We start from the raw sequence: 12,203 nt of genomic DNA, 5'->3' as shown, positions 1-12,203 counted from the left end.
CAACCGCGACTCATTTAACGATAGCGGTTGATAATCTTCCCTGATAAGACCAGTATTTAGCTGCCAAATGCTACGAAATCGTTATAATGTGCGACTTTGGTTTTCCTGGAGGGGTTTTTACGCCCTGAAAAGGTGACAAGCGCGTTTCGAAGGTATATTTTGTTTTTTACCCGAGAATGGCAGGAGATAGCCGCACAATGGCTGACAAGTTTCGCATTTTGCTTTTGAATGGACCCAACCTTAACATGCTTGGTACACGCGAGCCTGAAAAGTACGGCACCCTCAAGCTTTCTGAGATTGTTAACCGTCTGGAATCAGAAGCTGCGGCTCTGAACGTGGCGCTGGATCACCTGCAATCAAACGCGGAGTACGCGTTAATCGACCGAATTCATCAGGCTAAAGACGCTGTAGACTATATCCTGATTAATCCGGCCGCGTTTACGCACACCAGCGTGGCAATCCGCGACGCGCTACTTGCGGTGAGTATCCCGTTTATCGAGATCCACCTGAGCAACGTGCATGCCCGCGAACCATTCCGTCATCACTCTTATCTGTCGGATATCGCCGCAGGCGTTATCTGTGGATTGGGGGCGGACGGTTATTCATACGCTTTACAGACGGCGGTAAAACGCCTGTCACAATCACACTAAACAAAGAGTACGGAACCCACTCATGGATATTCGTAAGATTAAAAAACTGATCGAGCTGGTCGAAGAGTCTGGCATCAACGAACTGGAAATTTCTGAAGGCGAAGAGTCTGTGCGCATCAGCCGCTCAGCTCCGAACACCGGCTATCCAGTGATGCAGCAGGCTTATGCCGCTCCGATGATGCAGGCACAGGCACCTGTTGCCGCAGCACCGGCAGCCGCGCAGGCAGATGCTCCGGCGAAAGCGGAAATCAGTGGTCACATCGTACGTTCCCCGATGGTCGGTACTTTCTACCGCACCCCGAGCCCCGACGCTAAAGCGTTTGTGGAAATCGGCCAGAAAGTCAACGTGGGCGACACTCTGTGCATCGTCGAAGCAATGAAAATGATGAACCAGATCGAAGCCGACAAAGCCGGCGTGGTGAAAGCCATTCTGATCGAAAGTGGCCAACCGGTAGAATTTGACGAGCCGCTGGTAGTCATCGAGTAACGAGGCGAACATGCTGGATAAAATTGTTATCGCCAACCGTGGCGAGATTGCACTGCGTATCCTGCGTGCCTGTAAAGAACTGGGCATCAAGACCGTTGCTGTGCACTCCACTGCGGATCGCGATTTAAAACACGTATTGTTAGCGGATGAGACGGTCTGTATTGGCCCGGCTCCGTCCATTAAGAGCTACCTGAATATCCCGGCGATCATCAGCGCGGCTGAAATCACCGGCGCGGTGGCGATTCACCCGGGCTATGGCTTCCTCTCGGAAAACGCCAACTTCGCTGAGCAGGTTGAACGTTCCGGCTTTATCTTTATCGGCCCGAAGGCTGACACTATTCGTCTGATGGGCGACAAAGTGTCGGCGATTACCGCCATGAAGAAAGCCGGCGTACCGACCGTTCCTGGCTCCGATGGCCCGCTGGGCGACGACATGGACGCTAACCGCGCCCATGCGAAACGCATCGGCTACCCGGTAATCATCAAAGCCTCCGGCGGCGGCGGCGGTCGCGGCATGCGCGTCGTGCGCAGCGATGCCGAGCTGGCGCAGTCCATCTCCATGACCAAAGCTGAAGCGAAAGCCGCTTTCAGCAACGACATGGTTTATATGGAGAAATACCTGGAAAATCCTCGTCATATCGAGATCCAGGTACTGGCTGATGGCCAGGGCAACGCTATCTATCTGGCCGAGCGCGACTGCTCCATGCAGCGTCGTCACCAGAAAGTTGTCGAAGAAGCGCCGGCGCCGGGTATTACTCCGGAACTGCGTCGCTACATCGGCGAGCGCTGCTCCAAGGCCTGCGTTGATATCGGCTATCGCGGGGCGGGTACCTTTGAGTTCCTGTTCGAAAACGGCGAGTTCTACTTCATTGAAATGAACACCCGTATTCAGGTTGAACACCCGGTAACAGAAATGATCACCGGCGTTGACCTGATTAAAGAGCAGCTGCGGATTGCCGCAGGCCAGCCGCTGTCCATCAAGCAGGAAGAAGTTCAGGTTCGTGGCCATGCGGTTGAATGCCGTATTAACGCCGAAGACCCGAATACCTTCCTGCCGAGCCCGGGTAAAATTACCCGCTTCCACGCGCCGGGTGGTTTTGGCGTTCGCTGGGAGTCTCATATCTACGCCGGCTACACCGTGCCGCCGTACTATGACTCAATGATCGGCAAGCTTATCTGCTACGGCGAAAACCGTGATGTGGCCATTTCACGCATGAAAAATGCGCTGCAGGAGCTGATCATCGACGGCATCAAAACTAACGTCGATCTGCAGATTCGCATCATGAACGACGAGCACTTCCAGCATGGTGGAACCAATATCCACTATCTGGAGAAAAAGCTCGGTATGCAGGAAAAATAACCCTGCATCGCTGCAAAAGGCCGGATAATCCGGCCTTTTTTCTTTTTCTCTCCCCTCATCTTTTCCATGCGGTACAATCCCCGCTTTCATCCTCCTCCTGGGACTAAAAAATGGACAATCGGTTTGTTCAGGCCCACAAAGAAGCGCGCTGGGCGCTGTGGCTGACCCTTCTCTATCTTGCCGCCTGGCTGGCTGCGGCCTATCTCCCGGACAGCGCAATCGGCATAACCGGGCTGCCGCACTGGTTCGAAATGGCCTGCCTGCTGGTGCCTCTGATATTTATCCTGCTGTGCTGGGCGATGGTGCGTTTCGTATTCCGCGACATTCCGCTGGAGGATAGCGATGCAGCTTGAAATCATCGTCATCCTGATTGCCTATCTGTTCGTGGTCTTCGGCCTGTCGCTTTACGCTATGCGCAAACGCAATAGCGGCAGTTTTCTCAGCGAGTATTTCCTCGGCAGCCGTTCCATGGGCGGCTTCGTGCTGGCCATGACGCTCACCGCCACCTACATCAGCGCCAGTTCTTTTATCGGCGGGCCCGGGGCTGCCTATAAGTACGGGCTCGGCTGGGTGCTGCTGGCGATGATCCAGGTACCGACGATCTGGCTTTCGCTGGGGATCCTCGGTAAGAAATTCGCCATTCTGGCGCGACGCTATAACGCCATCACCCTCAACGACATGCTGCAGGCGCGCTACCAAAGCCGCGCCGTCGTCTGGATCGCCAGCATCAGCCTGCTGGTTGCCTTCGTCGGGGCGATCGCCGTGCAGTTTATCGGCGGCGCGCGCCTGCTGGAGACCGCGGCGGGAATCAAATATGAAAACGGCCTGTTGATCTTCGGGATCACGATTGCCCTGTACACCGCGTTCGGCGGTTTTCGCGCCAGCGTGCTCAATGACACCATGCAGGGTATGGTCATGCTGATCGGCACTATCGTGCTGCTGGTCGGGGTTGTCCACGCTGCGGGCGGTCTGCATCACGCCGTTGATACCTTACAGAAGATAGATCCGCAGCTGGTATCGCCGCACGGCGTAGACGGCATTCTAACCCCGACCTTTATGACCTCGTTTTGGGTGCTGGTCTGCTTCGGCGTTATCGGCCTGCCGCATACCGCTGTACGCTGCATTTCTTATAAAGACAGCAAAGCCGTTCACCGGGGGATCATCATCGGTACCGTGGTCGTCGCGCTGTTGATGTTTGGCATGCACCTCGCGGGCGCGCTGGGCCGCGCGGTTCTGCCGCACCTCACCGTCCCCGATCAGGTGATCCCAACGCTGATGGTCCAGGTGCTGCCGCCGTGGGCCGCGGGCCTGTTCCTGGCGGCGCCAATGGCGGCGATCATGTCGAACGTTAACGCCCACTTATTGCAGGCATCGGCTACGATCATTAAGGATCTTTGGCTCAGCGCTCAGCCTGCTAAAAGGCATAATGAGCAAAAGCTGAAAAGGATCTCCACCGCCACCACCCTGGTCATTGGGATCCTGATGATGCTGGCAGCCTGGCGGCCGCCCGAGATGATCATCTGGCTCAACCTGCTGGCCTTCGGCGGCCTGGAAGCGGTGTTCTTATGGCCGCTGGTGATGGGCCTGTACTGGGAGCGCGCTAACGCTACCGGCGCCCTCAGCGCCATGATCGTTGGCGGCGTGCTATACGCCGTGCTGGCGACATTCAATATTCAGTACCTGGGCTTTCATCCGATTGTGCCCTCGCTGCTGTTAAGCTTGCTGGCTTTTGTGATTGGCAACCGTTTCGGTCAGCCCGTCCCACCAGCCCCTATTATGACTACTGATAAATAAAGAGTTTTGCCATGCCATGGATCCAACTGAAACTAAACACCACCGGCGCACACGCTGAAGATTTAAGCGATGCGCTGATGGAGGCCGGTGCCGTCTCTATCACCTTCCAGGATACCCACGATACGCCGGTATTCGAACCGCTGCCGGGGGAAACCCGCCTGTGGGGCGACACCGACGTGACCGGCCTGTTCGACGCAGAGAGCGACATGAACGAAGTCGTTGCCATTCTTGAGCAGCATCCTCTTCTGGGCGCCGGCTTCGCGCACAAAATCGAGCAGTTGGAAGACAAAGACTGGGAGCGCGAATGGATGGATAACTTCCACCCGATGCGCTTCGGCGAGCGGCTGTGGATTTGCCCAAGCTGGCGCGAAGTGCCGGATGCCAACGCGGTGAACGTGATGCTCGATCCGGGCCTCGCCTTCGGTACCGGTACCCACCCGACGACCTCCCTGTGCCTGCAGTGGCTCGATGGGCTGGATCTGGCAGGTAAAACGATTATTGATTTCGGCTGCGGTTCCGGCATCCTGGCGATTGCTGCCCTGAAGCTCGGCGCGGCGAAGGCCATCGGTATCGATATCGATCCGCAGGCGATTCAGGCCAGCCGCGATAACGCCGAGCGTAACGGTGTCTCGGATCGTCTGGAGCTCTATTTACCCCAGGATCAGCCAGAGGCTCTCAGCGCCGACGTCGTGGTCGCCAACATACTGGCCGGCCCGTTACGCGAGCTGGCTCCGTTAATCAGCGTCCTGCCCGTTGCAGGCGGTCTGCTGGGCCTCTCCGGGATCCTTGCCAGCCAGGCTGACGGCGTCTGTGAAGCCTACGCCGATCGCTTTAATCTCGACCCGGTGGTTGAAAAAGAAGAGTGGTGCCGGATTACCGGCCAGCGCAAGTAAGCGCAAATGCGGCCTGCGGGCCGCATTTTTGTTTCCAGTAGCAGCCAAATGACGTCAAGAAATGGGAGCCAGATCGCATTACGAAGCGCTTTTTTGGCTACAAAAACAGCGTTTTATGCCGCCAATGACCCCATTTTTCTAAGAAAAATAGATAAGTTTTACGATTTTATAATTGGACACAAATTACCCACCACGTATTAAAGCAATGATTAATATGATAATTTATCCATAGTATTTTCGTTACCCCTGGATTCATTGATCTGTGACAGGGGATTGCTCAAAGTTTGGCCTTTCATCTCGTGCAAAAAATGCGTAATATACGCCGCCTTGCAGTCACAGTATGGTCATTTCTTAACTCATGCGCATCGGACACTACCAGCTTAGAAATCGCCTGATCGCAGCACCTATGGCTGGCATTACTGACAGACCATTCAGGACGCTGTGCTATGAGATGGGAGCAGGTTTAACCGTTTCCGAGATGATGTCCTCCAACCCTCAGGTTTGGGAGAGCGACAAGTCCCGTTTACGGATGGTGCACGTTGATGAGCCCGGTATTCGTACCGTGCAAATCGCCGGTAGCGTACCGGAAGAGATGGCCGCAGCCGCCCGTATTAACGTGGAAAGCGGTGCCCAAATTATTGATATTAATATGGGGTGCCCGGCGAAAAAGGTGAATCGCAAGCTCGCAGGTTCAGCCCTCTTGCAGCATCCCGAGCAGGTGAAGTTAATCCTGACGGCGGTCGTCAAGGCAGTGGACGTTCCCGTGACACTCAAGATTCGCACCGGTTGGGAGCCGGAACACCGTAACTGTGTAGAAATTGCCCAACTGGCTGAAGAGTGTGGCATTCAGGCTCTGACTATTCACGGACGCACGCGCGCCTGTTTGTTTAACGGAGACGCTGAATACGACAGTATTCGGGCAGTTAAGCAGAAAGTTTCCATTCCGATTATCGCGAATGGTGACATTACTGACCCGCTTAAAGCCAGAGCTGTGCTCGACTATACGGGGGCTGATGCCCTTATGATAGGCCGCGCAGCTCAGGGAAGACCCTGGATCTTTCGGGAAATCCAGCATTATCTGGACACTGGAGAGCTGCTGCCCCCCCTGCCGTTGGCAGAGGTTAAGCGCTTGCTTTGCGCTCACGTTCGGGAATTGCATGACTTTTACGGTCAGGCAAAAGGGTACCGAATTGCGCGTAAACACGTTTCCTGGTATCTCCAGGAGCACGCTCCAAATGACCAGTTTCGGCGCACATTCAACGCCATAGAGGATGCCAGCGATCAGCTGGAGGCGTTGGAGGCATACTTCGAAAATTTTGCGTAAACAGATATAAAGAGCTGACAGAACTATGTTCGAACAACGCGTAAATTCTGACGTACTGACCGTTTCTACCGTTAACTCTCAGGATCAGGTAACTCAAAAGCCCCTGCGTGACTCGGTTAAACAGGCACTGAAGAACTATTTTGCTCAACTGAACGGTCAGGACGTTAGTGACCTGTATGAGCTGGTACTGGCTGAAGTAGAACAGCCCCTGTTGGACATGGTGATGCAATACACCCGCGGTAACCAGACCCGTGCTGCCCTGATGATGGGCATCAACCGCGGTACGCTGCGTAAAAAATTGAAGAAATACGGCATGAACTGATACTAGTCAGTTAATTGCTTGAATAAAAGGCGCTCTTCGGCATGGGGAAGCGCCTTTTTACTGCCTCGCGTTTACCCCCTTCCCGCAGCAGACTGCTGACCCCTCTGAGCTAGCTCGCCGTCCGACGACTCGGTACGCAGAGCATCGACGTAATATTATCCACCAGCAGCGGCGCCTGCTGATAGAGATCGAATCGCTGCGGCGCCATCAGCCAGTTTTTAATAATACCGCTAAAGGTTTCGTGTAATATAATTAACGTTATTTCAATATTTGTTTCCGCAGGTAATAAACGGTTACGGATACACTCAGCTAAAATCTCGCGAATAGTGGGATAGCTAAAACCAATTTTTTGCCGAATATCCTGTTCCGGCATCATGTCGCAGGCAAACTCGCCTTTATGATAGAGAATCTGCATCAGGTCGCGCTGCCACGGGTCCTCGGCAATATACTGTAGGCCGCGAATAAATTTCTCTCTTAAATGATACAGAAGATCGCTTGCGGATATTTGTGACGCCGGCGGAGGAAGAAGCTCTCGCAGCGGGAGCTGCTGCCGCCAAATTTCATTAAACAGCTGTGACTTGTTCGAGAAATGCCAGTATATCGCTCCGCGCGTTACGCCGGCGGCATCGGCGATGTCCGTAAGCGTCGTGTTCGCCACACCGCGCAGCGCAAACTGCTGGATGGCTGCATCAATCAGCAGCTGGCGCGTGCGTAGCGCCTCTTCTTTTGTTTTTCTGACCATACATTGCTTCACTTGCCGCCGAACAGCGGAATAGTGGGAGTATTGAGACGGGATTAAATCTAGCATTCTCCGATTAATATTACTTAGCAAAAAGTCAGATATTCCTCCCTGAGATATCATGACATACCAATACATATTTTGAATGAATAAGAAATAATTCACTCACATGACAAATACTATTAATCCCATTATTAAAAATAAGGTTATTCTTAAAGAATAAATTCGCATTTTTTTGTTTTTACGTGTCCTGGCGTCACTCCAAAAATAACCATTCATTACATCCACTGATGTTTATTTGTAGGATACCGGCCTGCTTTTTTATTCTCTATTTCTTTCACAGATTCGTAGCCGAACAGGGTGCGAAATCTATAAGGAACGGTAATGACGAGTCACGCCAGGGCTACTCTTTATCCAGCCTAATTCTCTCAGCGCTCCTGCTCGCCGGCTGTGATAATTCAAACAACGGGCAGTCGCCGGCACAAATACCGCAGGTCACCGTCCACGTGGTCAGCAGCGAACCGCTATCCGTCACCACGGAGCTGCCGGCCGCACGTCGGCATTTCGCGTCGCGGAGGTTCGCCCTCAGGTCAGCGGGATCGTCCTGCAACGCAGCTTTATTGAGGGGAGCGACGTAAAGGCGGGCCAGCCGCTCTATCAAATTGACCCGGCGACCTATCAGGCAGCCTACAGCAGCGCGAAGGGTGATGAGGCTAAAGCCGTCGCGGCAGCCACCATCGCGCACCTCACGGTTAAGCGCTACCTTCCTCTGCTCGGGACGCAGCCAGGAGTACGATCAGGTGCTGGCAACGGCCGGCCAGGCCGATGCCGACGTGATGGCGGCAAAAGCGGCGGTCGAAAGCGCGCGCATTAATCTTGCCGATACCAAAGTCACCTCGCCTATCGTCGGACGTATCGGTAAATCCAGCGTCACCGAGGGCGCTCTGGTCACCAACGGCCAGGCCGAGGCGATGGCCACAGTCCAGCAGCTTGACCCCATTTACGTCGAAGTCACTGAATCCAGCAGTGATTTTATGCACCTCAAGCAGCAGAGCCTTCAGCGCGGCAGCGATACGCAGAACGTTCAGCTGGTCATGGAAAATGGCCAGCCTTACCCGCTCAAGGGCTCTTTGCAATTCTCCGACGTAACGGTAGATGAAAGCACTGGCTCCATCCCCCTGCGCGCCATCTTCCCAAACCCGCAGCCGGGGATGTTTGTGCGCGCCCGCATCGATGAAGGCGTGGATCCGCAGGCGATTCTGGTGCCGCAGCAGGGGGTAACCCGCACGCCGCGCGGTGATACCACCGTCATGCAGGTCAACGACCACAACCAGGTTGAAACCCACGACGTTATTGCATCCCAGGCGATTGACGATCGCTGGTTGATTACCCGCGGCCTGCAAAACGGTGACAAAGTTGTCGTCAGCGGCCTGCAGTAGGTTCACCCAGGTACAACGGTGAAGGCCACAGAGGATACCGCGGCGACCGTCGCACAATAAGGTATGAATCACTATGTCTAAGTTTTTTATCCATCGCCCGGTATTCGCCTGGGTACTGGCAATCATCATGACGATTGCCAGCGGCCTCGCGATTATGCAGCTGCCCGTTGCGCAGTATCCGACGATTGCTCCTCCGGCCGTTGCCGTATCCGCCACCTATCCCGGCGCCGATGCCCAGACCGTACAGGATACCGTGACGCAGGTTATCGAACAGAACATGAACGGTATCGACAACCTGATGTATATGACCTCCACCAGTGACTCTGCAGGCGGCGTCACCATCACGCTGACCTTCCGCTCAGGTATCGATCCGGATATTGCCGAGGTCCAGGTACAAAACAAGCTGCAGCTTGCTACACCGCTGCTGCCGCAGGAGGTGCAGCAGCAGGGGATTAGCGTCTATTTGCTCATCGTCGTAGGGATGGCCGTGCTCTTTATGCGTCTGCCAACCTCCTTCCTGCCGGATGAAGATCAGGGCGTGTTTATGACCATTCTCCAGCAGCCTTCCGGCGCTACGCAGGAGCGTACGCAGAAAGTGCTGGATACCGTTACCGACTACTATCTGCATAATGAAAAGGCCAACGTCGAGAGCGTCTTTACCGTCAACGGCTTTAGCTTCAGCGGTCAGGGGCAAAACTCCGGCATGGCCTTCGTCAGCCTTAAACCGTGGGAACAACGCAGCGGGGCAGAGAACGGCGTGGAGGCGATTATCAAAAGAGCCACCATCGCCTTCAGCCAGATCAAGGACGCCATGGTCTTCCCGTTCAGTCTGCTGGCCATTATCGAACTCGGTACCGCAACGGGTTTTGACTTTGAGCTTGTCGATCAGGGCAATCTCGGCCATAGCGTACTAACCCAGGCGCGTAATCAGCTGCTGGGCATGGTCAGGCAGCATCCTGACCAACTGGTGCGCGTGCAGCCAAACGGGCTTGAGGATACGCCGCAGTTTAAGCTCGACCTCGACGTAGATCAGGAGAAAGCCCAGCCGCTCGGGATTTCATTAGCGGATATCAACGAAACGATTTCTGCCGCCCTGGGCGGGTACGACGTTAACGATTTCATCGACCATGGCCGGGTGAAAAAGGTTTATGTTCAGGCTGATGCGCATTTCCGTATGTTGCCGAATGATATCAATAATATGTATGCGCGCAGCTCCAACGGTGAAATGGTGCCGTTCTCGTCGTTCGTCACATCGCGCTGGGTCTATGGCTCTCCGCGGCTTGAGCGTTACAACAGTTTGCCTTCGATGGAAATTCTCGGCGAGGCCGCACCAGGTAAAAGTACCGGGGACGCAATGATCCTGATGGAGCAGTTGGCTAGCAAGCTGCCGACCGGTATCGGCTACGACTGGACGGGAATGTCCTATCAGGAACGGCTCTCCGGCAATCAGGCGCCTGCGCTCTACGCCATCTCCCTGATTGTTGTCTTCCTGTGCCTCGCCGCGCTCTATGAGAGCTGGTCAATTCTCTTCTCGGTGATGCTGGTCGTTCCCTTAGGGGTTGTTGGGGCGTTGTTAGCGGCATCGCTTCGCGGGCTCAATAATGATGCCTATTTCCAGGTCGGCTTATTAACCACGATTGGCTTATCGGCAAAAAATGCCATTCTGATCGTCGAGTTTGCTAAAGATCTTATGGATAAAGAAGGTAAAGGGATTATCGAGGCGACGCTCGAAGCATCGCGTATGCGCCAGCGTCCGATCCTCATGACATCATTAGCCTTTATTCTCGGAGTGCTGCCTTTAGTTATTAGCCATGGTGCCGGAAGCGGGGCGCAAAATGTGATGGGGGGGGATGTTAACCGCTACGCTGCTGGCAATCTTCTTCGTACCGGTATTTTTCGTGGTGGTAAGGGGTCGCTTTACCCGACGCTGAAAGTAGCTTATCTCCTCCTCAAAGGCGCCACACTGACGCCTTTTTTATGCCAATGACTCATGCTAATCAATAAATTAGATTAAATTCGCTATATTCCATAATGATAAGTTCGATAGCCCCTGCCTTTATTTCATTATTTTGTTCTACATCTTTTCTACGCAATTCCCCGCTTATCTCCATGATATTTACGTAGCTCATAAATTGAGATGATTTCCTCTATCAGGCCTCTGTTTCAGCGATGGTAAAATAGGCTATTCCGTCGTGTATCTCTCCCGATGCAGTAAAACGGACTATTCAGAGGTAATATCATGAAGAAATTTATTTTAGTGACGCTGCTGGCAACTTTACTCGCCGGCTGCGCGCATGACTCTCCCTGCGTGCCGGTCTACGATTCTGAAGGCAGGCTAGTTCATACCAACACCTGCATGAAAGGCACGACTCAGGATAACTGGGAAACGGCTGGGGCAATTGCCGGCGGTGCGGCGGCAGTGGCTGGATTAACGCTGGGGATTGTAGCACTGACCCGTTAATCATTACCATTCCACTGGATTGGGGTCACTTTCCTGTAAGGGAACGGATATAAAAAAGGGCCTGGTCGCGAGACCGGGTCCTTTTTTCGTGAACGGTAGGTATAAAAACCGCGCTACGATCGCAGAAATGCGCCGCTCGCAGGTATTGCAGGCCTTTCTGCAGCAGCTTAGGCCGCCGTTTATCGATAAGCTACGTCAATAAATAGCAGACAAGCAAAAAGGCCCAGTCTTTCGACTGGGCCTTCTGCTTAATTGATGCCTGGCAATTCCCTACTCTCACATGGGGAGACCCCACACTACCATCGGCGCTACGGCGTTTCACTTCTGAGTTCGGCATGGGGTCAGGTGGGACCACCGCGCTCTTGTCGCCAGGCAAATTCTTTAAAATACTGTTTTCTAACTTAAAAAGTGGTGCTGATACCCAGAGTCGAACTGGGGACCTCACCCTTACCAAGGGTGCGCTCTACCAACTGAGCCATATCAGCACGCTTAATTTGGTACAAGGCATAATTTTCGGGCCGTTGCTTTGCAACGTTCAAAAGCATCTGCTTTTGTCCTACTCACTGTCGAGTAGTGAACTGCCTCGAAAGTCAGTGCCATACTACTAATTTGATGCCTGGCAGTTCCCTACTCTCACATGGGGAGACCCCACACTACCATCGGCGCTACGGCGTTTCACTTCTGAGTTCGGCATGGGGTCAGGTGGGACCACCGCGCTGTTGCCGCCAGGCAAA

Annotated in this window: 11 protein-coding genes, 1 tRNA gene, 2 rRNA genes and 2 pseudogenes; 12 read left to right on the top strand and 4 right to left on the bottom strand. The window is 54.0% G+C overall.

The annotated features are described in order from the left end of the window. The first annotated feature begins 197 nt into the window (after positions 1–197). The 8 genes from aroQ (at position 198) to fis (ending at position 6,830) form a co-directional block, all read left to right on the top strand. Positions 198–650 carry a type II 3-dehydroquinate dehydratase gene (aroQ, locus tag GVK32_RS01650; protein WP_041147465.1) on the top strand — a complete coding sequence of 151 codons (453 nt, stop codon included), beginning with the start codon at positions 198–200 and terminating at the stop codon, positions 648–650. 22 nt (positions 651–672) lie between these two features. Further along, positions 673–1,137: an acetyl-CoA carboxylase biotin carboxyl carrier protein gene (gene accB / locus GVK32_RS01645; protein WP_123708984.1), complete on the top strand. Its 465-nt coding sequence runs from the start codon at positions 673–675 to the stop codon at positions 1,135–1,137. 10 nt (positions 1,138–1,147) lie between these two features. Beyond that, entirely contained in the window at positions 1,148–2,497 is a 1,350-nt protein-coding gene (gene accC, locus GVK32_RS01640) for an acetyl-CoA carboxylase biotin carboxylase subunit (RefSeq protein WP_041147467.1), read from the top strand. A gap of 110 nt (positions 2,498–2,607) precedes the next feature. Next, a complete protein-coding gene (locus GVK32_RS01635) occupies positions 2,608–2,850 on the top strand; it encodes a YhdT family protein (RefSeq protein ID WP_041147468.1) in 243 nt (80 codons plus the stop codon). After that, positions 2,840–4,291 carry a sodium/pantothenate symporter gene (panF, locus tag GVK32_RS01630; protein ID WP_159864527.1) on the top strand — a complete coding sequence of 484 codons (1,452 nt, stop codon included), beginning with the start codon at positions 2,840–2,842 and terminating at the stop codon, positions 4,289–4,291. The genes GVK32_RS01635 and panF overlap by 11 nt, the downstream gene beginning before the upstream one ends. 11 nt (positions 4,292–4,302) lie before the next feature. Then, positions 4,303–5,184 (top strand): 50S ribosomal protein L11 methyltransferase, encoded by an 882-nt coding sequence (gene prmA, locus GVK32_RS01625; RefSeq protein WP_041147470.1) that lies wholly within the window; start codon positions 4,303–4,305, stop codon positions 5,182–5,184. Between the two features lie 358 nt (positions 5,185–5,542). Further along, positions 5,543–6,508: a tRNA dihydrouridine synthase DusB gene (dusB, locus tag GVK32_RS01620; RefSeq protein WP_041147471.1), complete on the top strand. Its 966-nt coding sequence runs from the start codon at positions 5,543–5,545 to the stop codon at positions 6,506–6,508. A 25-nt stretch (positions 6,509–6,533) separates the two neighbouring features. Further along, positions 6,534–6,830 (top strand): DNA-binding transcriptional regulator Fis, encoded by a 297-nt coding sequence (gene fis, locus GVK32_RS01615; protein WP_003855228.1) that lies wholly within the window; start codon positions 6,534–6,536, stop codon positions 6,828–6,830. Between the two features lie 109 nt (positions 6,831–6,939). Here the strand turns inward: fis and envR are convergent, their stop codons facing one another. Then, complete coding sequence (envR, locus tag GVK32_RS01610; protein WP_159865109.1) at positions 6,940–7,572, bottom strand: acrEF/envCD operon transcriptional regulator; 633 nt, start codon at positions 7,570–7,572, stop codon at positions 6,940–6,942. Between the two features lie 523 nt (positions 7,573–8,095). Between envR and GVK32_RS29470 the strand changes: the two are divergent. From GVK32_RS29470 to GVK32_RS01595, 4 genes and pseudogenes are all read left to right on the top strand, one after another. Beyond that, positions 8,096–8,215: pseudogene (locus GVK32_RS29470) on the top strand (hypothetical protein); the annotation flags it as partial. Between the two features lie 61 nt (positions 8,216–8,276). After that, positions 8,277–9,008, top strand: a complete 732-nt coding sequence (locus GVK32_RS01605) for an efflux RND transporter periplasmic adaptor subunit (RefSeq protein ID WP_227697806.1) — start codon at positions 8,277–8,279, stop codon at positions 9,006–9,008. A 73-nt stretch (positions 9,009–9,081) separates the two neighbouring features. Continuing rightward, positions 9,082–10,939, top strand: a pseudogene (locus GVK32_RS01600) (efflux RND transporter permease subunit). A 308-nt stretch (positions 10,940–11,247) separates the two neighbouring features. Beyond that, positions 11,248–11,469, top strand: coding sequence for a lipoprotein (locus GVK32_RS01595; protein WP_041147475.1), 222 nt, complete (start codon positions 11,248–11,250; stop codon positions 11,467–11,469). 257 nt (positions 11,470–11,726) lie between these two features. Here GVK32_RS01595 and rrf (GVK32_RS01590) read toward each other — a convergent pair. The 3 genes from rrf (GVK32_RS01590) to rrf (GVK32_RS01580) form a co-directional block, all read right to left on the bottom strand. Beyond that, positions 11,727–11,842 (bottom strand): 5S ribosomal RNA (gene rrf / locus GVK32_RS01590). Between the two features lie 36 nt (positions 11,843–11,878). Next, positions 11,879–11,954 (bottom strand) — tRNA-Thr (locus GVK32_RS01585). A 129-nt stretch (positions 11,955–12,083) separates the two neighbouring features. Continuing rightward, positions 12,084–12,199 (bottom strand): 5S ribosomal RNA (gene rrf / locus GVK32_RS01580). Positions 12,200–12,203 lie beyond the last annotated feature (4 nt).

The organism is Klebsiella sp. 18074, from assembly GCF_902705905.1.
In the GTDB taxonomy this organism is placed as follows: domain Bacteria; phylum Pseudomonadota; class Gammaproteobacteria; order Enterobacterales; family Enterobacteriaceae; genus Klebsiella; species Klebsiella terrigena.
This window is presented reverse-complemented; position numbering and strand designations above follow the sequence as displayed.